We start from the raw sequence: 21,417 nt of genomic DNA, 5'->3' as shown, positions 1-21,417 counted from the left end.
GGATGGCCGCCGCATCCGCGGAGAGATCGATGGTGAAGGCCACCCGATCGAGTCCGGGGCCGTCGTAGTCCGGCGTCACCGCTGAGGCCGCGAAACCGAGCCGCGTGTGAAATGCCCGCGACGCGACGTTCTCCGGGCTGGTGATGCAGTGCACGTAACGGCGCCCATGGGACTGAGCGAGCGCGAAGAAGGCCCGGTAGAGGGCGCTCCCGATGCCTTGACCATGCAGCGCCGGGTCGACGCCGGCGAAGTGCACATACGCGGTATCAGGCTGTGTCTGCGACAGGAAGCCGACCAGGAAGGCGCCTACCTCTCCACTGTCGTGTTCAACCAGGAAACTGGTGGTGGTGAAATGCTGGAAGTACAGCTGGGGCAGAAGCAACGCCCGTTCCGTCGACCCTGCCGTCCCTTTGAGGCCACCCCACCAACGGTCCAGTACGGCGAGTACCCGGAAATGGTCTTCGTTGGCGAGGTGCCGAGCCGTCAGGCCGGCGGGAAGATCGTCGATCATCTGTTCAGTGTGTCATCCGCCCGACGCGCTGCGCAGACCTGGCTGGAAATGGACATCAACTCACGAACCGCCTTCTGAGGACTCGTGGCGTTGGTTGCGGCGTCGGAATGCTGTTGTGCGACAGAATCGGCTGTGGCGGCTGTGGCGGCTGTGGCGGCGAGCTGCTGAATGGCCGGCCGCAACGACGGATTGCACAGAGCCCTAGGTTGCGAGCCCGTGAGCGACGGGGCAACGGCTGGTTCGTGCACGCGCAGACCGATGAGTTTCCTGGCGAGTTCAGGTCGTCATGAAGACCGCACGTAACACCTACCGGAGGGCATGACGGGCCGACTTGTTGGCGCTGATTCACGAGTGTCGGTTGGCCGAGCATGCTTCATCGAGGATGTGACATGTTGGACAGCGAACCGGAAGCCGTGCTGGGGCCGTTCTCGTCCCCCAACGCGCGAGCGACGTCGTGGGCGTCGGCGTTGGCGGTCCTCGGTGAGGCGGAGGTGTTTTGGCTTTCTACGGTGCGGCCTGACGCAGGCCCTCACGTGACGCCGTTGTTGGCGGTGTGGAGTCTGGGTGGCATGTGCTTCACCACGGGCGGTCAGGAGCGCAAGGCGCGAAACCTTGAACGTAATCCCCGCTGCGTCCTGACGACCGGGACGAATGCCTTGACCGGTGTGGACGTTGTCATCGAGGGTGTCGCAGCCGTGGTGGATGAGCGCTCCGAGCGTGAACAGGCTGTCGCGGACTTCGAGCGGAAGTACGGCGCGCATCTGACCAACCCGGCGGGTTCCTGGTACGGGTTGGGCGACGCCGTCATCGCCGGCGACACCAGGCTGTATCGAGTTGCGCCGACTGTCGGATTCGCTTTCGGCAAGCTGCCGACGTCCAGCCAGACTCGCTACACGTGGCCGAGCCGGTGACAGGGGTGCCCCCACTGCAGCAAAGGGTCCAGAGTGTCCTCGATGAACTCGTCGACACCGGAGCCGAAACCGGCTTGCAGGTTGCCGTTTACCACCACGGGGCTCTTGATGTCGACGCGGTCGCCGGTGTCGCCGACGGCATGACCGGGCGCAAGGTGACTCCGGAGACCCCGTTCTTCAGCTTCTCTGCCGGCAAGGTCATGACCTCGCTGATCGCTCATCTACTCGTCAGTAACGGCGCTGTCGGATACGACACGCCAGTGGTCGACCTGTGGCCGGAGTTCGGTGCCCACGGCAAGGCGACGGTGACTCTTCGACACGTCCTGACCCACTCGGTCGGCGTGCCCGCGATGCCTCGGGGTATCTGCCCTGCCGACCTGACCGACTGGTCACGGGTCTGCACCGCGATCGCCGACGCGGAGCCGCGGTGGCAACCCGGGACCAAGACGGGGTACCACTCGTTCACCTTCGGCTTCCTCGTCGGCGAAGTCGCACGCCGGGCCACGGGCAAACCGATGCGGCAACTCCTGAACGAGTGGATCGCCGTGCCCTTAGGCCTCCAGGGTGACCTGTACTTCGGTGTACCCCGAACCGACTTGCCCCGACTGGCACGACTCGAAGACTCCGCACCGCGTCCCGTCGCCCCATACGACGGCGATGCCATTCTTGCGCCCTGGGAAATGCAACCGACCGCGGCCATGGGCAACAGCCACGACATTTTGCAAGCGGACATCCCGTCGGTCGGCACCTTCACCGCGCGGGGAATCGCTGCCATGCATGCCGCGGTGCTCGACGGTCGGCTCATGGATTCACACCAGCTCGAGGAGGTGACGGCGGTGGCCTTCGAGGGCACCGACCAGGTCTTCGGCAGCCAGGCACGGCTGGGCCTGGGCTATCCACTCGGCCGCATCGGTACTCGGCCGGACGAGGCACCCACCACATTCGGCTGGATCGGTGGTGGCGGCAGCTACGTCTATGCCGACAGCGTCACAGGCACCTCCTTCGCCATGACCAAGACACGTCTCACACCCCACTTCAACACCGCGCAACGACTCGCAGACGTGATCACAGCCGGGGCCGACCCACACGCTTGAGTATCGACACCAGAGGCTGTGCCGTACGGGGCTTGAGGTTATGAGGTGAGGGGCAGATTGTGTAGGCGGGTGGTGCCGAGCACGGCCTGGTAAACGCCGTCGCCTTTGAGGGCGCCAGGCACCCAGGATTTTCCAGTTCTTGAGCCGGGACGCCTTGTGGTTCCATCTGGGCTTGGGCCCTTGCGGTGGATGGTGCGGCTCCGATCGGCTGCCTGCCCGAACCCTGGACTCTCCGCTTACCTGGGGCAGCCGTGAGGGAGTCGGCAATATCGCTGTTCCGGACGCTGCGGATGCGTCCGGAAGGTGGCAGAGGTTCACCATCTGCCCAGGGCAGTTGCTCCTGGAGGTAAGTCGCTGTCGTGTTCGAGTAGTGCAGCCGTAGGATCACGCCATGACTGCCCATGCCCCGCTCACCCGAGAGTCGTTCCGGCGCCTCCATCCGATCGGCGCGCCCCGGCCGGTGTCCCAGTTGCCGGATCGTGTCTGGACTGACGAGGACTGGGACCGGATCCAACGCGGATATCGAGCCCGGGACATGGATGAGAAGTGGAACGTCTTCGTCGAAGGCGATGTCCTTTTCATGCACCGGAGTTGGACCGGTCACGGCGTCTATGAGGCGTCCTTCGCCCCCGTGATCGGTGGGGGCAGGAGGATCACTTCCGTTGTGGTGGAGGCTGATGTGAAGCGCTATCGGAGGACGGGTGACGAGTACGACCGTCTGATGATGGAACTGATCATCAGCGCGATCATCCTTGGAGAGCCCGCCGCCGACCTCCGGGCCGGCCTCGTGGAGTTGACTGCCCGGGCGTCAGAGAGAAGCGATCTTCCCGCGGGCGTGGTGGAGCACAGTGTTCTGGGCTTGCGCTCGGGATCGTAGGCTCCGCAGCCTGGCGAGTGTTCACAGAAACCATGTGTCCTTGTCGACCGTCCACTCGACGTGCTTGGTTGCTGCGCCGGCGGACCGCTGTTCCCCCCGAGTGGGCTCCGGATCTGGGCCAGCCAGGGGCCCCAGGGAAATTTTGCGACCCTGACCAGTTCGACCAGCATCGTTCGATCATGCAGCCTTCGGGTGTCTGCCGGAACCTGTGAAGTTTCGGCACTGCCTGGCGCAGGTTCGCCGTATGCGCTTTGGCGGAGGTCTTGTTCGAGGCCATGGAGATGGATCCCTTTTGCAGCGCGTCGGGTATCAGGTCATTGGAATTGGTCGGGCGGCAGGTCCGCCTACTCGGTAGTCCAGTTCCTTGACTCGATTCGGTAAAGCAGACTGGGCTGCCCGCCCCCATCCAGCCATGTTTTCGCTCGCACTGCCCCGATTTTCTGAGCGCCACACTGCAAGCGAATGTTCCCAGGCGCGATGAGGGAAACCACACTCCCGACAAAACGAAAGGCGTGCCGCAGCATCAGGTACTTGATTTCTCCGTTCCACGCCCCGCCCCAGTGCGATCGGGCCAGGAACGTCCAGCCATCTCGACCTCGTCCCGTTCCTCGTCATAGCCGTGGTATCGAGAGGAACCGATGATCCGCCCGTCCACGACGTCGACCACCGTCAACGCACCATCAGACTCCACCGCTTCCTGGAAAACCTCCTGAAGGGAGCCTCCCGGTGCCTTTCCCTGTCCGGGCGCTGTTCCCAGATCAGCGGATCCGCCGCCGAGGCCCGCATACCTGAGAGCCGTCCTCCCGGAGCGGCCGGACGCCGACCAATTCACCACAGAGGCTCGGCTGAGGAGCAAAGGGCATCTTCTTACTCTACGTCACCAAGGCGCCCGAGCAGGTCATCACCACCGCCAAGTTCGATGTCCAACGGTCATCTGATGGAACCGAAAGCAGCTACTCCGCAGGATTCACGGGCAAAGGATGAACAGTCAGCAGGTGGGCGATGATTTCGGCGTGGCTGCCGCCGAAGTCCGGATAGGCCAGGGTTGACTCGTTCAGTACCCCAGAGTGCCTGCCCGGCCCTTGGGCGACAGATTCACGCACCCGTCGGCGGCGAACGGAGGCCGTGGCGGTGAAGAAGACCGGCCGGCTCTCGATGAACTTCCGCAGCCTGCCGCCGATGCTCTCGTGGGCCTTTCCAATGAAACGCCGCGTTGCAGACCGTCCTGCTGCAACTAGGACTACAGACGCCGGGGCTCCCCGGTACGGGGTGTCGTGACTCTCTCTTGCGAAGGTGGGATGGCGGTGGCAAGGCCCCGGTCCGTGGTGCCGCTGCTCGCGGTCTGCGCGGGCTACTTCATGGTCATCCTGGACGTGACCATCATCAACGTCGCCGTTCCCGTCGTCGGCCGGGAGCTGTCGGCCTCGCTCACCGCAATCCAGTGGATCACCAACGGCTACACGCTGGCTTCCGCCGGCCTGCTGCTCACCGGCGGCGCGCTCGGGGACCGGCTGGGCAACCGCCGGATCTTCTGCACCGGGGTCATGGTGTTCACTGCGGCCTCGGCCGGCTGCGGGCTGGCCCAGCACACCGGAGCCCTGGTCGCCGCCCGGCTGCTGGAGGGAGTCGGCGCGGCACTCATCGTGCCCGGCTCGCTCGCCCTCCTCCAGCAGGCCTACCCCTCGCCCGCCGAGCGCTCCCGCGCCTTCGGACTCTGGGGCTCGATGGCCGGCATCGCCGCCTCCGCAGGCCCTCTCCTCGGCGGACTCCTCGTCACCACCGTCGGCTGGCGATGGGTCTTCTTCATCAATCTGCCCATCGGATGCGCCTGCCTGCTGCTGACCTTGCGCCACGTAGCCCCCTCGTCCCGCCAAACCGGCCGCTCCCTGGACTGGCCGGCCCAAGGCGCGATCTTCGCCACGGTGGCTCTGCTGACCGCCGTCCTGAACGAGGCCGGACGACGCGGCTGGACAGACCCACTGATCCTCACCGGTGCCGGCCTGTGTGTGCTGGCCGCCGCCCTGTTCGTCCTGCGCGAGCACCTGGCCCGCACTCCCGTACTGCCGCTGCGACTGTGGCGCTCCCGTGCACTGAGTGGTGCGGCCGGGATCGGCCTGTTGTTCAACTTCGCCTTCTACGGCATGATCTTCACCGCCAGCCTGTACTTCCAGCAGCATGAGGGTCTGAGCGCACTGCGCACCGGCCTCGCCCTCTTCCCCGCAGTCGCCATGACGATGTTCGCCTCCATCCTGTCCGGGCGCCTCGCACGACGCACCGGACACCGCCCGCTGGTGGTCTCCGGCATGCTGCTGGCAGCTGCGGGCCTGGCCGGCTGGGCAGCCGCCGGGACGGACCCGGGCTATCCGCTGCTCGTCGCACCGATGATGGCGGCCGGATTCGGCACTTCCTTCGCCCTCACCGGCTCGACCACCACGGTCATGACAGCCGCACCCGAAGGCTTCTCCGGTACCGCCTCCGCCCTGTTCAACACCACCCGTCAAGTAGGCAGCGCCGCAGGCGTCGCACTGGGCGGCTCACTGCTCGCCGCGACCGGTGACTTCACAGCGGGGCTGCGAACCAGCATGGTCATCGGCGCGCTCGCTTATCTGGCAGCCGCCGCCCTCGCGCTCTCCTGCATCCCGTCGCAGGAGACCCACCACACCACCGGCTGAAGTACCGCCGACCAGTCACCGACGCGACAGCAAGCCAACCCACTCGGAGTTCCCGGTCACTCAACGTGAACACCTCCAAAGACATTCCTAGGCCGCCTTGCCGAAGCCGATGTCGCCGCTACAACCGCCCTGGCACAGTGAGCCTTTCCAACCTCATACCTGTACTGCTCATCGGCCTGCTGGCGACTGAACCGATCTGTAGCGGGGTCGTGACCAGCAGATCCGCAGTCTGTCTCGGCGGCCCAGTCGCTTCGCCGAGCATGGTCAGCGGCTGACAGCCGGGTTAGCAAGGGCTTAGCCCTCCGGCAGCTCCCATGAGGCGAACCAGTGGGGGAACGGTCCGGCGGAGGGCGGGAAGGCGAACGGCGGGGTGCGGTCGGTGAGCAGGCGCAGCACGAACTCGCCGGTGCCGCAGTCGAAGCGCTGCCACTCACCGTCCAGGTACTGCACCAGAACCGGCCAGTCGTCGGGATCGGCCGGTCCGGTCAGCCAGTGGAAGGTCAGCTCCTGCTCGGAGGTCCCCCATATGAGTACGCCGCCGGGCGCGGGGTGGACCGGGTATGGCCGGTACAGGTGGGCGTACCGCGCCATGTCCTGGCCCCAGGAGACTAGATCCGTGCCCAGCGCACCCGGCACCAGCAGGTCCAGGTACTCGTCGAAGCTGCCCGCGCCGAAGGCGTCGACGATGTTTTTGTAGTCACCGGGCAGCGCGGTGCCCAGCGCTGCCTCCGTCGCGGCCCAGTCGACGCCGCACCGATCGGGCTCCGTCCGCCCGGTGGCCTCCCGCAGCAACGCCACCCACCCGACCCCGGGCGGGCGGGTGAACGCGCGCCGGGCGAGGATCACGACGCGGCGCGGGCCATCGGCTGTGGCCGTCACGCCGTATCCGAACCAGTGCTCGGCCAGCACCCACCCGCGCAGCTCCAGCAGCCCGCCCTCCCCGCCGATGGGGAGCCCACCCTCCCCGCCCACCGGCGGACCGTCGGGCACCCCTGCCGCCCTACCCCCGACGACCCACGCACGTACCGGCAGACCCGCCCCGTCAACCACCTCCGCAGCGACGCGCTCCAGCTCGGCCAGATCCTCCGCGTCACTGGGCACACAGACATGCCCTGCCCCATGAATGGGCAGCGGGCAGTGCAATTCGGGCGCGCGCCAGGCGTCGTTCAGACGGGCGCGCAGAGCTGAGGCGTCCACGCGGCGAAGTGAACAGCACGGCACTGACATTGAGCCTTTTCAACCTGCATCAGCAGTACGCCGTTGGGCTGACAACAGGATGAAGCCCCTGGTAGGTGGGTTCTCAACCAAGATCACCAGTCTGTCAGGAGCTTACGCGTGCTTGTCTACCCGTCCGGTATCGACCTGTCCAGCCGCACTCTGCAGCACCTATCCGCCTCCTCGCAGGCCACCGTCTACGGATCGGCTCCCGCTGGCGTCGCCTGACCTGTGGCCGGCAGGCCGTGCTCGTCCTGGCCCACCTGCGCTGCGGCGACACCTACGCGCGCCTCGCAGCGGGCTTCCGCATCGGGATCGCCACGGCCTACCGCTACATACGCGAGGCCGTCGACCTCCTGGCCGCTCGGGCGCCCACGCTGGAACAGGCCATGGAGACCGTGCGGAAGAAGGCGTACGTGATCCTCGACGGCACCGTACTGCCGATCGACCGCATCGCCGCCGACCGCCCGTACTACTCGGGGAAGAAGAAGCACCACGGGATGAACGTGCAGGTCCTCGCGGATCCAGCCGGCCGTCTGATCTGGGCCTCGGACGCGCTACCCGGGGCCGTGCACGATCTGACCGCGGCCCGGACCCACGGCATTCCCGCCGCCCTCGCCGCCGACGCCACCAAGTGCTGGGCCGACAAGGCGTACCAGGGCGCAGATCCTGCGGTCCGCGTCCCGTTCCAAGGCAAGAATCTGCACGGCTGGCGCCAGCGTCACAACCGCGATCACGCCAAGATCCGCGGCCTCGGCGAACGTGCCATGGCCACCCTCAAATGCTGGCGTCTCCTGTGGAAGCTCCGCTGCAGCACCACCCGGATCACTGCCATCGTCCGAGCCGTAGTCGCCCTTGAACTCGCCGCCTGATCAAGACGAAAATGGCTCAGTGGCTCGCCAGGCCCCCCGGCACCACCTCGGCGACCCTGCAGGACGGAACAACGTGAACCCCGGACGTACGGCGCGCCCCAGCCAGCATCGTCCCGCTCGGACGCCTCCAGTGAGCTTCGGTTGACCGTCACCGATCACCGATCACTGGGCCCACAACGTCAACTCGTCGAGCGCAGCTGGTCCAGTTCGCTGCCGATCGCCTCCCGCAGCACGTCATGACGGGGACCGAGCCTGAACACCTGGTCAGTTCACCGTTCACGCGGATAGAGCCACACAGGCTTTCCCACCACATCGGCCGGCTCCCACTCGTACCGCGGCCAGACATACGCATGCAAGAACGGATCCGTATTCCCCAGGATCTCCAGGTTAATCCGCCGGAAAGTCGGGTCCAGCCGCCGACAGGCACGCTCGACCGCTTCACCGAGCTGGTCCATGTCAGACAGGAACGACAGCCGCTTCGACTTCCGCAGGTCCGACAGCCGCTGTACATCTGGTTCGTCCACGAGCAGAACCGAGTATCCCGGCAGGAACTGAACATCCCCGATCACCGCGAACCCCGACGTCAACCGCCGCAATACGGTCGGGTTCTCACCCCTGAGCGCAGTCCCGACCCGATCCACCCGCCAGTCACCAGTCATGGCCAAAACCTATATAGCGGTGATCAAGGATCGCTCTTCGCTTCCCCATCCTCCCCACGCAGTTCGCTCATCCAGGTCGCCGGGAGCCGCCGAGCGAGCGCAGGGCCTTGTCACACGTCGGACACCGAAACCTACTGACGCCCGCCGGGTAAGACGACTGACCGGGACGAGAGGGAGAGTACGAGTGCCGCTCCATCCCCTCCGTGGACATACCGCAGAACGTCTTGCCACCGGGGTCCCCAGGGACGTCAGGATCAGCCGGGGCGGCATGCACGGCCTCCGCACGCGTCACCGCTTCCCCGGGCCCGAAATCGTCACCCAGCGCCTTTCGCAGCTCTGTGAAAACGGTGATCTTCATGCATCCACTGTCCGGCCGTCCTGCAGAACCCGCACGGCGAGCGCCTGGTGCCGGCGTGAGCGGGTGCGTGAGCGGGTGCGGGTGCGGCGCGGAGTCGGGCCTACGGTTGCGAGAGACTGGTGAGGGGACCGGGTAGCGACACGCCGTGGTGAGTCTTGGGCTCTCACCACGGCAGGCATCGAGTGGCTGGTGGCCTGTTGCTTCCGGAGCGGTGGGGGTCGTCCCGGAAGCCACAGAGGGCTGGCGCCGTCCAGCGGCTGGGCTGGCTGAGGTAGCAACCGTCCTCATCTTCCCGCCCGGCGGAGTGCCAGTGGTGCAGACGCGCGAAAGGCCGATGCGCACATCACCGCACCGGCCCCGGCGAAACTGCTACCCGCCACGGCGTGGCCAAAGTTCCGCATGACCGTGTCGGGTTGGTCAGGCTCCATGCGCGACCACCGGAGTGTCAGATTCGACTCCGCCATCGTCATCCGATGACCGTCGTTTGCTCTCATCCTGGCTTCGACAAGCGCTCCCGGGTGCACCTGATCACCCCCGCACCGTGCGCTTCCGCTGCTGGCAGCGCGACGGAACGCGGGCATGGGTGCTGACCGCGCTACAAGTCCTCGCGGAAACACCCGAGATCCGTTGGGGGCGGTCCGTAGCGGTCTCCGGGGCACGAGAGGGAGCAGCGGTACGCGGAACGGTGGCATGGCCCATTCCATTCTGGAGCCGACGCAGAGTCCGTGCTGCACCCATGGGGCCGACTCGAGCTGCCTGGGCGGGACCGAACGACACGGCAGCCCATGACGTGTACGCAGTTGAGGGCCGGCTGCGTCTGGGGCGAGGGCCTTGTCCCTCCGCGAGTCGGCGGGGATCATGATCGCGTGCACCACCGAGAGGAACTCCACGAACTGCTCCTATGCGCCGGACTCACGGTCGTCGAGGACGTGCGCCCGGGCAGCCTGTTCCCGCCGGAGGCCGGCTGGCGGATCGCGCGGGGGATCCCGGCGCCGGACGGTGCGGCCCGGGAAGCGCTCGACGCCGCGTGGTGGTGCCGCCTTGCAGATGCCGACGGTGAGTTCCTGGTGGCCGTCCTCGGACATCGGATCGGCGGCAACGACTCCTGGTGGACCCGGGTCCGCTACGCCGACGGCGGTGTGCCGGGGCTGACCGGCGACCCTGGGTTCGTGGCGCTCTCCCCCGACGGGCAGGTGCTGCTGTCGGAGGTGCCCAGCGTGGAAGGGCCTCGGGTGACGGCCCTTGACCGACTGCCGGAGCGGCTGGATGAGGCTGCCGCTGCTGCCGGGAGCGAGACGGAGGCCGAGCGCGCCGAGGTGTGGGCTGCGGTGCCCGGCCGGCCGGCATGGCCTTTGCACTGGGCGGAGGGGATCGGGTTCAACCCGGCCGCGCCGGACGAGCTGCTGATCCGGCTGCTGGATGTGGAGGTCGGCTTCCTGCACGGTTGCGACCGGCCTGCCGTACTCGACGCCGCCGTGTCGCATACTGATCCCCGGGTGCGCTCGAGGCCCGCGGACACCTTCCGGCCCAAGCTCACGTCCGACCAATGGGTACGCCTGATCCGCGCCGAGCCGTCGCCGGGCCGGCGCGTGCCCTGGGCCGAGAATGCCTGCGCCTGGGGCGTCGAACTTCCCGGTGACCTGTACGACGACCTCCTCGCCGGCCCGGCCCGCGCTCAGGCCGCCGAACTCCCAGGGCTCCCCGCACACCACCTCCCCGGCCTCGCGGCCGACGCCGATCCCCGGGTGCGGGCAACTGCCTGCGCCCGATGGGAAGACCTTGCCGCGCCGCTGCGAGCGCGACTGCTGGCAGACACCGATGGCGCGGTGCGTACGGCGGCTCTGCTCGCCCACCACACCCGTGTCCCCATGCCTCGCGAGGTCTTTGCCGCGCTGCCCGCGCCACGGCGGGCACTTGATCAGTGCCGTCTCTCGCCCGTGCTGGAGGCGGAGCTGGTCCGGGACGGGGATGCGGAGGTACGCCGAGCGCTGGCCGCCAACCCGCGGCTCAGTGCACACAGCGTCGCCGTCCTGGCGGAGGATCCATGCGACGACATCCGCTCGGCCGTGGCACTGCGGCCCGACCTCGACGAGGAGAAGCGTGCCGCAGTGCGCTACGACTTCGACGTGACGCCGATGTCGCGCACTCTGCCCTGGGTCGAGGGCCTGCACGGTGACGCCGACGCGATGCGTCGCCTCGCCGTATCGTCCCATCCGCTCATCCGCCGAGCGTGGCCCGTGCCCGGCATCTTCCACCGGACGTCGTGGAGCGTCTGGCGCGGGACGAGGACCGCACGGTCCGCCTCTTCCTGGCCGAATCGTGCGAGGACGCGTCGGCCGAGATGCTGCTGGAGGTCTGGCGCTGGTGGGACGGAAGCTTCACTCACCCCGACCGCCCCCGCAGCCACCCCAACTTTTCTCGTACGGGCCTGCTGCGCTACGTCGGCGACCCCTGTGGGCGGATGCGCCGCCTGGCCCTGGACGATCCGGAGTCCATGCCTGCCGACGTCGCAAGTTTCGCCCGCGACCCAGAAGCCGAGGTGCGCCGCCGAGCAGCCGAGGACCCCCGGCTGTCACCGGCCGACGCGGTGCGGCTGCTGAACGACCCGTCGGCTGAGGTCCGCGGGACCGCTATGCGCAATCCAGGGCTTCCGGCCCGCGTCCTTGCCGCGCTGCTGCACGACCGCGACACGGCATGCGCGGCGGTCATGAACCCGGGGATCCCGGTCTCTGCCCTGTACCGCATCCTGGCCGAGGCGGCGGAAGCAGTGGCAGCCCGGCGCTGAACGCCGCCGCCTTCATTGCAGAGCGAAGCAACATTCGTTCTGCGATGCCAAAGCCGGTGCCTGGGGCAAAGCCGTTCAGCCTCACCGACGAACCCCTGTGGCCCAGCTGTAGCGGCAGTCGTCCGCTGACTTTGCCGTCAGTGTTGCCATCAAACTCCGTAGGGCCCTTATCGACAGCGATGGCTCAGCGAATTGAATCACAGCGAACCACTTGATACTGGAGGCGCCGGAGGAACGAGCTTCATTTGTCCGTCGTGCAGCTTGATATCGCCAGAAATCGCAGATTGCAGTGCCTTCGAGCCTACCCGATACTTGGCCTGGAGAATATGATCACCCGCGCAGGGGCCCAGTCGGCACAATTTGTTGCCGGTGAGGCGGAAAAAATATCCCAGATGTCGCCGATGAACGCGTTCATCTCTGGTGCAGTGGCACCATCCATGGTCGCCGCCCAGCGGCCGGCCTCGAGGCGGTCACCCTCCCTGACTCGACTACGAATCCACTGAACTACCGGGCCGGCTTGAGGGCCCCGAACCGACCCGTTACTACGTACTTCAACGGGCAGGATTGGATAGATCACAGGATTCCAAATCGAGGCAATCGTCCCAGTCTTAGTTAGAGAATCGCGTACAGGCGGAGAATCTGGGGAGTCCCAGGCGACAGAGCCGTCGAGGACCTGGATCTCTGGGTGACTGCGACGCAGAGCCGTGAGGAGCTCTTCCTCGTCTTGAGGCAGGAGGAGGATGGGGGACTGCCTACTTCGAGCCGCAAAGTTTTCCGCAGATAGAGGGCCGCCGAGCAAAATTGTCCATGCCGCAATTGAGGAATGCCAGTTCCCGGAAGTGTCCCACAGGCCTGAGCCGTTGCATCGCCCTCCACCAGGTCGCGGCCGAGGGGCATTCCGTCGGCTGGAGGCCACAATTGTTGTACAGCGTGACAGAGGAGCTTTTGCCGGGAACCAAGGCGTATTCGGCAGTCAGGCTCGAGAGTTCGGCTAGTTCGTCGCCTCTCAATCAGCAGGATCCCTATTTGCTCTTGACGGTCTGCTCGTCGGATGCCGGTCTACGAAACCGGATCCTCACCAGGCAAGACCTGGGCCACGGAAAAAGGGCGCGGCTGACCCGCTGCGCCCCGCCCCGGCGGTGGGGGAGTGGCACCCTTGCGGTATTCAGGGAGCCCGTGAGGGCTCAAGGCGACGTGGGGTGCTTTGCGGAGCCGGATGAACGGTCTGGAGCGGTCCGGGTGTGGGCGGCGGCTGCTGATGAGGAGGTGAGGACGAGGAAACTGCTGAACGCGTAGAGCATGGCTGGGCCGGCGCTGAAGATGCGGAGTTGGCTTTTCAGCGCTTCGTAGTACTCGGGTTCGGTGAGTTTCACTCTGGTGCTGTGCTGAGGGTGCGCGGTCTTGTCCCAGTGGGTGTAGTAGTAGCCCGCCGCGTCTGCTTGCGCATCCTTGGCCGTGCTTGCACCGGTTGCGAAGCCAAGTGCGGCAAGGATGATGATCGACACGTAGGTGATCTTGAGGGCGAGTGGCACTACCAGGACATACCGAATGAGCTGAATGCCGTTGTTCCAGCCCATCAGCTGCGCACTGGATCCGCTGATGTGGGCCCGGACGAGCGCGACGATGAAGACCGGGAACAACGCGACGAACAAGCCCACTACGAGCCACCTCGGCGCGGTGTAGTCGCCGGGCAGCCAGGTCGAGGCCATACACAACAGAGCGAACCCGCAGAGGACCAACGCCAGCCCGAAATGAACCCTGTAGCTGCCTCGCAGCTCCCCCATGCCGGTTTCCTCCCGCAGCTCCTGAATCGGTGCACCATAGCCTGGAGCGTCTCCAGGTCGAAGTTGGCCAAGCAGGTGACCTCTGGCTCGCGGATCTCCAGCCGGTCAATGCCCGAGTCCTGCGCGAAGGCGGCGATCGCCTCCAAGTAAGCCACTTCGACCGGCCCATGGTCGCTCACCGTGTTGTCGGCACCGCTGTAGCGGCCGTGCTCGTCGCGGTCGACGGGGTTGTATCTGGTCATTCGGTGGGCGAAGGACGGCGACACGCTGCTCCCGGCGCTGCCGGTGTACTGGCGCTGACGCCGACGGTGTGCGTGCCCTCCTTCACGTCCCCGGTCTCGTCGATCACCAGCACTGCACGCTCGTCGTGCAGATGCTCCAGGACGTACTCACGCACGTCATCACGCACGGCGTCGGCATCCATCGGGACCGGCCGAGCAGGTGCTGCATGCCGTCCGGAGTGACCTCTCCGGCCCACTCGGTGATGCTCCAGCAGTTTTTGCGTGGCAGGTCCGACAGCAGCCCCAGCACCAGGTCCCCCACCCGACGCCGGTGTTCAACCCGGGTGAACCGGCCGGCTATCCGACTCATCAGGCCCTCGAACCCTTCCTGCCAGCAGGCAGGGGCAACGCTGTGACCTGCGGCCACCGCAAGATCGTTAGTCTTCACACACCGATGATCAGCGGTGGCCGGAGTCTTCCCGTAGCCAACCCACGAGCAAGATCAAGGTCTATGGCTGGAGGCCGCGCTGGTACCAAGTGCCTGACTTGCCGCCGAGATCGGCCGGGGTGGCAGGGCCAACCGGAACGAACCCGGCCTTGGCCAAGACTTTCTGGGACGCGGCATTGTCGTGGGAGGTGGCGGCCCGCAGTGTGCGCAGGCCATGCCTCGCGGTCGCCATCCCGCACAGCTCCCGGACGGTCGCGGTCGCCACGCCGCGGCCGGCGACCCGCTCCGCAACCCGGTAGCCGAGTCTGGCAATGCCGTCCTCCAGGTCGTACAGGTTGAACCTGCCGAGTAGCGAGCCGTCCTCGGCGACGAGCACGTAGAAGGCGCAGATGCCGGCCTCCTGCTCGGCCAGCGAGGCGTTGTACCGGTCGGTGAACTGGTCGAAGAACTCGTCGCCGCGGTCGGGGACCGAGGCAGCGAAGTAGGAGCGGTTCGCCAACTCGAAGGCCAGGACCGCCGGGGCGTGGCCGGTATGCAGCCGCTTCAGATCGGGCATCGGCCGACTGTACCCAGATCATGCGCTGAGGCCACCTGAGGTTCCGCCAGCGGCAGACAGCCCCAAGACAAGGGCACCTAGAGATCTACGGCTGGACTACTAAACAGCATCCTCATGTCTCAAGGGGGCGACGACAGGTGCAGCCCGCGCCAACCGCTGGCGTCGCCTTCACCAGGAGGCAGGCCGCTTGCGGATCACCCTGAACCGGCGATAGCGCCACACCCGTTGCGCTTGTTGGAGCCGCCCGTAGTCCCACTGAGCTGCGGAGAGCCGTTCCGGCCCGCCTCGCGCCACAGTCGTTCACCTGGATACTTTGGGGTATTCGCACGTCGGCGCATGGGGATGGCACCTGTGCTCGAGTCTCGGTGTGAGCGAGCGCAGTAGATGGCCCGTCTGGCCAAGTACACGCTCACTTTTGCGCGAAGGGGGAGGCCGGGTACTCGCCCGTGGTCTGAAGGGCTCAGATGCGGTACGTGCCTGCGGGTACACCTTCGACAACCCCGTACGGGGTCAGGGCGATGACGCCGACACCACGCGAGACGGTCTGCGGGCCGATGCTGAGAGGGCTGCCCCCAAGATGTTTGGCGATCTCGGGTGCGAGATCGAACGCAGCCCGTTTCCATTCGTCCGCATCGTCCTCGGATTCCAGCGCGGGGTCCCCTATGGGCTGGAGGCCGAGTTCCTCTCGGCGAGTCCGCTCGAACGGCAGGGGATCGCCCAGGGTCAGCAGTTCATCCTCGCCTTCGCCGGTCTCGCAGTAGCGTCGGATCACCTTGCCGTGTTCGGTGACGAGCCAAGCGGAGCCGTCGCCCTGAGCGCCGTAGTAGTACGCCTCGGCGCGTCCGTAGCGTGAGCTGAGCAGAGTGCAGAGCCTCAGGACGTCCTCCTCCCGCTCTGCGTCGCAGGGGTCGCACCACGCGCCGAGCACGAAGGTCCAGCCGTCGAGTTCAGGGGTGACGAAGACCCTGGTGAAGCCGTCGTGACCACCCGGACCGGCGTCGTGGCCGTCAGAGTCCACGATGTCGTTGCCGAGCGCGAAGGTCACCGGTCTCGGATCCGTCAGTCCCAGGGTGGTGATGATCCCGGCCTGATCCCCGCTCGGAACCGCGATCCAGTGATTCCAACATGCCCACAACGCCGTCGGCCGGTCATTCGCGAGTTTCACGCGGATAAGCCGCTCGATTGCCGCCACGTCCTGTGCAGGCAGCACGGTCTCACCGCCCAGCGCCGCGAGGACGGACAGCGCCCCTGCACGCTGCCGGCCGGGGCCCGCCCGTCGGACCTGCTGGAGGAGAGGAACAAGGCTTGCCTTGATCTCCTGGCCACGGATCATCAAGGTGTCCTGCGCCTCTTGGGCGACCTCAGGATCGGTATCGCCGAGCAGCGGCAACAGAGCGGGAACGGTCGACAGGCCGGCCCCGTCGCAGAGCCGGATCCCGAGCACCGACTGGCGGCGGACAAACGGCGAGGGATGCGCCATCGCGGTGGCGTACTGATCGAGGAACCCCGCGCCCAATCGTGTGTACACGAGGCCGACCTTGTCTCGCACCTCCACAGTAGGCGCGTCGAGGAGTCCTTGGACCAGGTGGTCGAACGCCGCGCCCCCGATGCGCTGCAGCACGGGAGCGGCCTCCCGCCATTCCACGGGCGACGATTCATCCGCCAGCTCACGCACAATGGCCTTCGCCGCCGCCTCCCCGCCCCTGGCCAATACTTCCGCCGCTGCAACGCGCCGGTCCGGGCAAGCCAAGTCCCTCACCAAGCCGACATTCATCAAGCCCTCCCAGTGTTCTTCCGCCCGATTACGGCATGGTCGCGCATGGGTACGACAACGCCACCGCCGCGCGGCGTCACCCACATGTTTCACCACGTTCGGAGCGCCCCGGCCCCGGCTCCGTACGGTCGCGCTGCACCTTGCGGTGGGCCCGGCTCGACAGATGGCGGGGCCTCCCCGCCGTGAGGCATGGAGCAATGCGTGCGCAGGTCAAGCAGAACGCTCCGACCGGCCAACCATCGCGCTCGGACGTTCCGTCCGATGGCTGTTTGGCGGTCGCCGTTCTTGAGGTGGATTATCCGGGTGAGCGGGATCCGTATGTGGAGGGGCGGGGGCTGCTTCTGGTGCCTGCGCTCTTTTGCCGGCGGTGGCCTATTGCTTTGGTTGATGTGTCTTTGCGGCCGGTGCTTTGGTCCGGGCCCGCCTCGCCCGTGCCGTGCGGACGGCCCCGGTACCGGCTTCGGTCCGGCCGGGTGCCGGCTCGTCTCGTCTCGCCCGTGCTGTGCGGGCCGCTTCGCCTCGTATCGCTTCCTGCCCGGGGGGGGGGCTTCTCTGAGTGCTGTGGTCGGGTGGCTCTGTGCGTGGTGTGTGGGTGAGTTCGGCATGGACGCGGCACAACCATCCGGACGGCTCGTGGGTCACATCAAGTGTGAGCAAACCGCTCTCCGAGGCACAAGGGGGAAATATGAGAATGACGCGCAGTATCGCAGCTGCTGGGGCTTTGACTGCTCTGGCGGTGGGTGCTACGACCGCGCTCGGTACGACTGCCTTCGCCGCACCGAATGTCACGCCGCGGACTGTGTGCGGCAGCGCCTACAAGACCGTCAACTCGGTTCCCGTGGGCTCGCTGGGCACCGTGTACCTGACGTACAACTCCACGAACGGCAAGAACTGCGTCGCGACGATCCGCAACAACCCCGGCGCCGTGAAGAACATGTCGACGTACATCTACGTCCCCGCGACCGATGAGTGGGCCGGCGACTACGGGGACTTCACCTCGTACGCCGGACCGGCCTACGTCTACGGCAGGGGCTACTGCGTCAGCTGGGGCGGCAACATCGACAACATCTACGTGTCGGTGGAGAACTCCAACTGTGCCGCCCTGAGGGAGCGCCGGGTCACCGAAGTCCGCTGACCCGTCACTGCACCGCGCTGTGAATCCCCGCGCCACCGCCACCCGCAGTCCGGCCCCGGCGAACACCGCGGCTGACGGCTGGTCGGCTGACGGCTGTCAGGCCGGCAGGTGTGAGCCGGAGGCGGCGGTGCGGGACTTCGCAGTGTGCCGGGCCGCCGCCCGCCGATACCGGCCCGGCAGTACCCCGGGAGGTGCCGCAGTCAGGGCCGCCCCACGGCCCACAGCCGCCCCCCGCCCCACCCCGTTGCGGTTCTCGGTATGCCGCTGCGCCGGAGTGAGCTCGAACCTGATGTGTCATCACACGCGGATCTGACTGCGCGGCCATCGTGTCGTCCCCGGATCCGAACAAGACCAAGGACCGATCCACGCGTCCCTCCTGAAGGCCGGCCTCGGCCCAAGGTGACGTTGCGTCACCTGGGACCGACTCTGTTGATCTCCCTTTTCGCGGAATGTCCACCGGAGCCGCGCCATCCCGCCCCTGCGCACGGGGCGCCTCCGACCCTCTGCGCCCAACTCCCTGAGCCCTTCTGCGTACGGGTCTCTGTGCTGGATTCCTCTGCCACCGAAAGGTTCGACGCCGAACACGGCGTCGCCGCCACCGGCGCAGGCGCCGCCCCGCACCTCTGCGCAGGCGCTGCTCCGCTCCTCCGCGCACGGGGCGGGTCCGCCCCCTGCGCACGGGTCTCGGCACCCGCCCCGTGTGCCCGGCCTTTTGTGCTCGGCGCTGTCGGCTGACTGTCGGGCGGCCGCCCCGTGACCAGGGTGGTCTGCCGCTTGTCACCGGGAGTACCGTCGCTTGGCCCGGTTGCGGAATGGCCTCCCGGCGGGGATTGGTTTCGTGGGTGGGGGCTGGTTTCCCGGGTGGGCCGCGTTTTAGATGTGGAGGGTGGGCCGGTAGAGGAGTTCTTGGATGTTGCTGTCGAGTGTCCGGTGTTCGGTCAGTTCGAGGTCGAAGTCGGCGCCGTCTTTGAAGACGGGGTCGAGCCCGGTTCGACCGGTGATCACTGGGAAGAGTGTCACCTGGACATGGTCGACCAGGCCGGCGGCCATCAGGGCCCGATTCATCGACAGGCTGCCGTGGGAGCGCAGCGGCACCTTCGATTCTTCCTTCAGCCGGGCGACGATATCGACTGCGTCGCCGCTGACCACGTTCCCGTCCGGCCAGTCGAGGGGCCCGTCCAGTGTGGTCGATACCACCGTCGCGGGCAGGCTTCTCATCCGTGTGACCCATGGGTCACGCACTTCGGACTCCTCGGTGCTGGAGGCGAGCATCCGTGTGAACAGCCGGTAGGTGTTCGCTCCGAACACCATCCGCTGCTCCTGGGCGTACAGGGCGAGGCGGTGAGCCAGGAGTTCGGGGCCCTGCTTGCCCCAGTAGCCGGTCCAGTTGCCGCCGGCAGCGCCGAAGCCGTCGAGGCTGGAGAAGACGTCGAACGTATAGGTAGCGGTCATCACGTTCTCCTGGAGTGTGGTTGGTGGCGTTCTGGCGGTACGGGCCGGCAGTCACGGCGGGGCCCGCCGCTTGCGGACTCCCGGTGCCCGGGCGCCCCGGATACGCCCCCTCAGGGCTCCGCCACGGGCCGGGGGCGGGCCGGGTGACCGGTCCCGTTGCGGGCGGGAAGGAGCAGGCGGCACGCCTGTCCACCGGCATGACCTCGTGCGGTCTGCGGCACCGGTGCCTGAGCTGTGCGGGGCTGGGCAGTCAGCCCGTGGAGCCCTCTCCTGCTGGTGGCGGGACTCCTGTGATGATGTCCCGGCCGCAGGCGGGCAACGGCCCGGCGCACCGGGTTCGTGCCCGGACCACCCGACCGGTCGGCAGGGGGGTCGCGCGGGTGGAGGGACGGCACTGGGAAGCCCTGTCCTGCGGCATCGGGCGGCGGGGGTTCGGAGTACTTGTTCTGCCTTCCGTTTCCTGGGCAGGAGCGACGCGGCAGACCCACGATGACCATGGCCCGAGTTGTACAGGTCCAAGGGAGCCACGAGGTGCGCAGGAGGCCCGTGGGGTGCACGCGCGCGGACCGGGGGCGGATCGTAGCGACAGGATTCCGCTCTCTCTCTGGACCGACAAAAGATTCGACGTGACCAGCGTCTTGCCAGCCGACTACGCGAACTGCCGGACGAACAACTGCCCGCTTGGGGGGAGTTCGCAGAAGATCTTCTCGCGCAGCCAGGCGCGCATCGCGGCCTTGTCGTTGGCGAGGTTCACGGTGTGCGGGCTGTGTGCGGGCAGTCCCAGGGTTCCGGCGATCGCCGCGTAGGGGAACTGGTCCGACTCGCCGAACGAGCCGATGCGGGTGAACGGGTCGACCTTGTGCCCGGCCATGGCCAGGTCGCCATTCCTGCTCGGGGCCTCCTTGCGCAGGCAGATGACCCGGGCGTTCTCACCGGGCTTGCGGATCCGGCCGATGGAGGTGCTGTCGCAGATGACCGTGGTCCGGGTCCCGGGCCTGGCGCGGCGCAGGCGGGGGGAAAATCGCGGCCTGGGCCGACGACGAGAATGTGCTCGGACATGGTCTGTCTCCTGGGTGACTGGTGTGAAGTGGTGGCCAGGCCTGTGTGGGAGCCGCGTGGCGGCCGGGAACGAGGGCGCCGGGCGGTCGGGTGTTCCAGGGCCGGGAAGATCCGTCCATGGCCGGGCCCGGGAGTCGGACATGTGCTGTCCGGCGTGAAGGACTGAAATTGAGTCCTCGGGACTGCCGGCTCAGGGGCGACGTCCGGATGCTGCCGGGTTTCAGTCTCGCGAGCCGAAAGCACTCGGCGGCGCGGCGTCAGCCGGTTTTGTGGCGGGAGCCGCCCTCGATGTGGATCGTCTCGCCGGAGATGAAACCCGCACGCAGGAGCCACATCACCGTCTCGACGACGTCGTCGCTCTCGCCGTGGCGTGCGACGAAGGTCTTGGCCGCGCTCTTGCTCAACAGGTCGGCCTTCTTGTCACCGAGGCGATCCCATGCGCCCGAGTCCACGACACCGGGCGAGAGGGCATTGACCCGTACCGGCGCGAGATCCGCGGCCAGGTGACGCGCGGCGTACTCGACCGCACCGTTGGTGACCCCCTTGACGAGTGATCCCGGCCCGGGGCGCCAGCCGACGACACCGGAGAACAGCACCATCGACCCGGTCGGGCGCAGGACCGGCGCGAAGTGCTTGGCCACCAGCATCGGGCCGACCACCTTCGCCGTGAACGCAGCCAGTAGCTTGTCCCGGTCCAGCTCGGTCGCGCGAACATCGTGCGGCGCCGAACCGGTCGTCACGATGTGGTCGATCCCGTCCTTCAGCCGTTGCGCCGCGGCCGCGAGCGTCGCCTCGTCCTGCAGATCGACCCGCACCGCCATGGCGCCGATCTCGCCCGCCACCACCTCGGCCGCAGCCAGATCGCGGGCACCGACGACCACGTCGTACCCGTCCTTCACCGCACGCCTCGCCACGGCCGCGCCGAGCGCCCGTGCACCGCCGATGACCAGGATCCGTTCCATGTTTCCCACTCCCTCTCGTACGATCGGGTACAACGGTATGGATTTGATACCGGTATCTTCAACGAAACTGGG

Annotated in this window: 15 protein-coding genes and 5 pseudogenes; 8 read left to right on the top strand and 12 right to left on the bottom strand. The window is 67.2% G+C overall.

What is annotated here, in order from left to right:
• The coding region (locus OG844_RS47085) for a GNAT family N-acetyltransferase (protein ID WP_331726406.1) at window positions 1-511 on the bottom strand (511 nt) is incomplete at its 3' end.
• 389 nt (window positions 512-900) lie between these two features.
• On the opposite strand from OG844_RS47085, the gene OG844_RS47080 reads away from it, so the two are divergent.
• Together OG844_RS47080 and OG844_RS47075 are read left to right on the top strand one after the other, a co-directional pair.
• Window positions 901-1,422 (top strand): pyridoxamine 5'-phosphate oxidase family protein, encoded by a 522-nt coding sequence (locus tag OG844_RS47080; protein WP_331726404.1) that lies wholly within the window; start codon window positions 901-903, stop codon window positions 1,420-1,422.
• Complete coding sequence (locus OG844_RS47075; RefSeq protein ID WP_406396544.1) at window positions 1,407-2,516, top strand: serine hydrolase domain-containing protein; 1,110 nt, start codon at window positions 1,407-1,409, stop codon at window positions 2,514-2,516. The genes OG844_RS47080 and OG844_RS47075 overlap by 16 nt, the downstream gene beginning before the upstream one ends.
• Before the next feature lie 38 nt (window positions 2,517-2,554).
• Here the strand turns inward: OG844_RS47075 and OG844_RS47070 are convergent.
• Window positions 2,555-2,675 (bottom strand): annotated as a pseudogene (locus tag OG844_RS47070) (IS5/IS1182 family transposase); the annotation flags it as partial.
• A gap of 232 nt (window positions 2,676-2,907) precedes the next feature.
• On the opposite strand from OG844_RS47070, the gene OG844_RS47065 reads away from it, so the two are divergent.
• On the top strand, window positions 2,908-3,393 hold the full coding sequence (locus tag OG844_RS47065; protein WP_331726402.1) for a hypothetical protein: 486 nt from the start codon (window positions 2,908-2,910) through the stop codon (window positions 3,391-3,393).
• A 344-nt stretch (window positions 3,394-3,737) separates the two neighbouring features.
• Here OG844_RS47065 and OG844_RS47060 read toward each other — a convergent pair.
• Window positions 3,738-4,256 (bottom strand): annotated as a pseudogene (locus OG844_RS47060) (GNAT family N-acetyltransferase).
• Between the two features lie 441 nt (window positions 4,257-4,697).
• On the opposite strand from OG844_RS47060, the gene OG844_RS47055 reads away from it, so the two are divergent.
• The gene (locus tag OG844_RS47055) at window positions 4,698-6,065 is read left to right on the top strand and encodes an MFS transporter (RefSeq protein ID WP_406396542.1); all 1,368 of its coding nucleotides are present in this window, start codon (window positions 4,698-4,700) and stop codon (window positions 6,063-6,065) included.
• 294 nt (window positions 6,066-6,359) lie between these two features.
• Here the strand turns inward: OG844_RS47055 and OG844_RS47050 are convergent, their stop codons facing one another.
• The gene (locus OG844_RS47050; RefSeq protein ID WP_331726398.1) at window positions 6,360-7,262 is read right to left on the bottom strand and encodes a hypothetical protein; all 903 of its coding nucleotides are present in this window, start codon (window positions 7,260-7,262) and stop codon (window positions 6,360-6,362) included.
• A 138-nt stretch (window positions 7,263-7,400) separates the two neighbouring features.
• Between OG844_RS47050 and OG844_RS47045 the strand changes: the two are divergent.
• Window positions 7,401-8,152 (top strand): annotated as a pseudogene (locus OG844_RS47045) (transposase family protein).
• Between the two features lie 179 nt (window positions 8,153-8,331).
• Here the strand turns inward: OG844_RS47045 and OG844_RS47040 are convergent.
• Window positions 8,332-8,811: pseudogene (locus tag OG844_RS47040) on the bottom strand (diadenosine tetraphosphate hydrolase).
• Between the two features lie 1,224 nt (window positions 8,812-10,035).
• Here OG844_RS47040 and OG844_RS47035 point away from each other — a divergent pair.
• Together OG844_RS47035 and OG844_RS47030 are read left to right on the top strand one after the other, a co-directional pair.
• Window positions 10,036-11,769: a hypothetical protein gene (locus OG844_RS47035; protein WP_406396540.1), complete on the top strand. Its 1,734-nt coding sequence runs from the start codon at window positions 10,036-10,038 to the stop codon at window positions 11,767-11,769.
• A gap of 32 nt (window positions 11,770-11,801) precedes the next feature.
• Window positions 11,802-11,954: a hypothetical protein gene (locus tag OG844_RS47030; RefSeq protein ID WP_406396539.1), complete on the top strand. Its 153-nt coding sequence runs from the start codon at window positions 11,802-11,804 to the stop codon at window positions 11,952-11,954.
• A gap of 1,184 nt (window positions 11,955-13,138) precedes the next feature.
• On the opposite strand, the gene OG844_RS47025 is transcribed toward OG844_RS47030, so the two are convergent.
• From OG844_RS47025 to OG844_RS47010, 4 genes and pseudogenes are all read right to left on the bottom strand, one after another.
• A complete protein-coding gene (locus tag OG844_RS47025; protein WP_406396537.1) occupies window positions 13,139-13,738 on the bottom strand; it encodes a hypothetical protein in 600 nt (199 codons plus the stop codon).
• A 272-nt stretch (window positions 13,739-14,010) separates the two neighbouring features.
• A pseudogene (locus OG844_RS47020) lies at window positions 14,011-14,329 on the bottom strand (transposase); the annotation flags it as partial.
• Between the two features lie 139 nt (window positions 14,330-14,468).
• Window positions 14,469-14,963 carry a GNAT family N-acetyltransferase gene (locus tag OG844_RS47015; protein ID WP_331726390.1) on the bottom strand — a complete coding sequence of 165 codons (495 nt, stop codon included), beginning with the start codon at window positions 14,961-14,963 and terminating at the stop codon, window positions 14,469-14,471.
• Between the two features lie 460 nt (window positions 14,964-15,423).
• Window positions 15,424-16,737 carry a hypothetical protein gene (locus OG844_RS47010; protein WP_331726388.1) on the bottom strand — a complete coding sequence of 438 codons (1,314 nt, stop codon included), beginning with the start codon at window positions 16,735-16,737 and terminating at the stop codon, window positions 15,424-15,426.
• 685 nt (window positions 16,738-17,422) lie between these two features.
• Here OG844_RS47010 and OG844_RS47005 point away from each other — a divergent pair.
• Complete coding sequence (locus tag OG844_RS47005) at window positions 17,423-17,872, top strand: spore-associated protein (RefSeq protein WP_331726386.1); 450 nt, start codon at window positions 17,423-17,425, stop codon at window positions 17,870-17,872.
• A gap of 873 nt (window positions 17,873-18,745) precedes the next feature.
• Here the strand turns inward: OG844_RS47005 and OG844_RS47000 are convergent.
• The 3 genes from OG844_RS47000 to OG844_RS46990 form a co-directional block, all read right to left on the bottom strand.
• Window positions 18,746-19,324, bottom strand: coding sequence for a dihydrofolate reductase family protein (locus OG844_RS47000; RefSeq protein WP_331726384.1), 579 nt, complete (start codon window positions 19,322-19,324; stop codon window positions 18,746-18,748).
• A 649-nt stretch (window positions 19,325-19,973) separates the two neighbouring features.
• Complete coding sequence (locus OG844_RS46995) at window positions 19,974-20,195, bottom strand: hypothetical protein (protein WP_331726381.1); 222 nt, start codon at window positions 20,193-20,195, stop codon at window positions 19,974-19,976.
• A gap of 445 nt (window positions 20,196-20,640) precedes the next feature.
• Window positions 20,641-21,345 carry an SDR family oxidoreductase gene (locus tag OG844_RS46990; RefSeq protein ID WP_331726379.1) on the bottom strand — a complete coding sequence of 235 codons (705 nt, stop codon included), beginning with the start codon at window positions 21,343-21,345 and terminating at the stop codon, window positions 20,641-20,643.
• Window positions 21,346-21,417 lie beyond the last annotated feature (72 nt).

The sequence above is a fragment of the Streptomyces sp. NBC_00887 genome, assembly GCF_045207585.1.
The sequence above is the reverse complement of the archived record's forward strand: the minus strand, read 5'-3'. Positions and strand labels throughout refer to the sequence as shown.

Excerpts from the sequence above, each read along its gene's own strand:
- OG844_RS47030 (WP_406396539.1), top strand. The coding sequence starts at position 11,802 with ATGCGCAATCCAGGGCTTCCGGCCCGCGTCCTTGCCGCGCTGCTGCAC.
- OG844_RS47025 (WP_406396537.1), bottom strand. The coding sequence starts at position 13,738 with ATGGGGGAGCTGCGAGGCAGCTACAGGGTTCATTTCGGGCTGGCGTTG.
- OG844_RS47000 (WP_331726384.1), bottom strand. The coding sequence starts at position 19,324 with ATGACCGCTACCTATACGTTCGACGTCTTCTCCAGCCTCGACGGCTTC.
- OG844_RS47005 (WP_331726386.1), top strand. The coding sequence starts at position 17,423 with ATGAGAATGACGCGCAGTATCGCAGCTGCTGGGGCTTTGACTGCTCTG.
- OG844_RS47080 (WP_331726404.1), top strand. The coding sequence starts at position 901 with ATGTTGGACAGCGAACCGGAAGCCGTGCTGGGGCCGTTCTCGTCCCCC.
- OG844_RS47015 (WP_331726390.1), bottom strand. The coding sequence starts at position 14,963 with ATGCCCGATCTGAAGCGGCTGCATACCGGCCACGCCCCGGCGGTCCTG.
- OG844_RS46995 (WP_331726381.1), bottom strand. The coding sequence starts at position 20,195 with ATGGCCGGGCACAAGGTCGACCCGTTCACCCGCATCGGCTCGTTCGGC.
- OG844_RS47010 (WP_331726388.1), bottom strand. The coding sequence starts at position 16,737 with ATGAATGTCGGCTTGGTGAGGGACTTGGCTTGCCCGGACCGGCGCGTT.
- OG844_RS47065 (WP_331726402.1), top strand. The coding sequence starts at position 2,908 with ATGACTGCCCATGCCCCGCTCACCCGAGAGTCGTTCCGGCGCCTCCAT.
- OG844_RS46990 (WP_331726379.1), bottom strand. The coding sequence starts at position 21,345 with ATGGAACGGATCCTGGTCATCGGCGGTGCACGGGCGCTCGGCGCGGCC.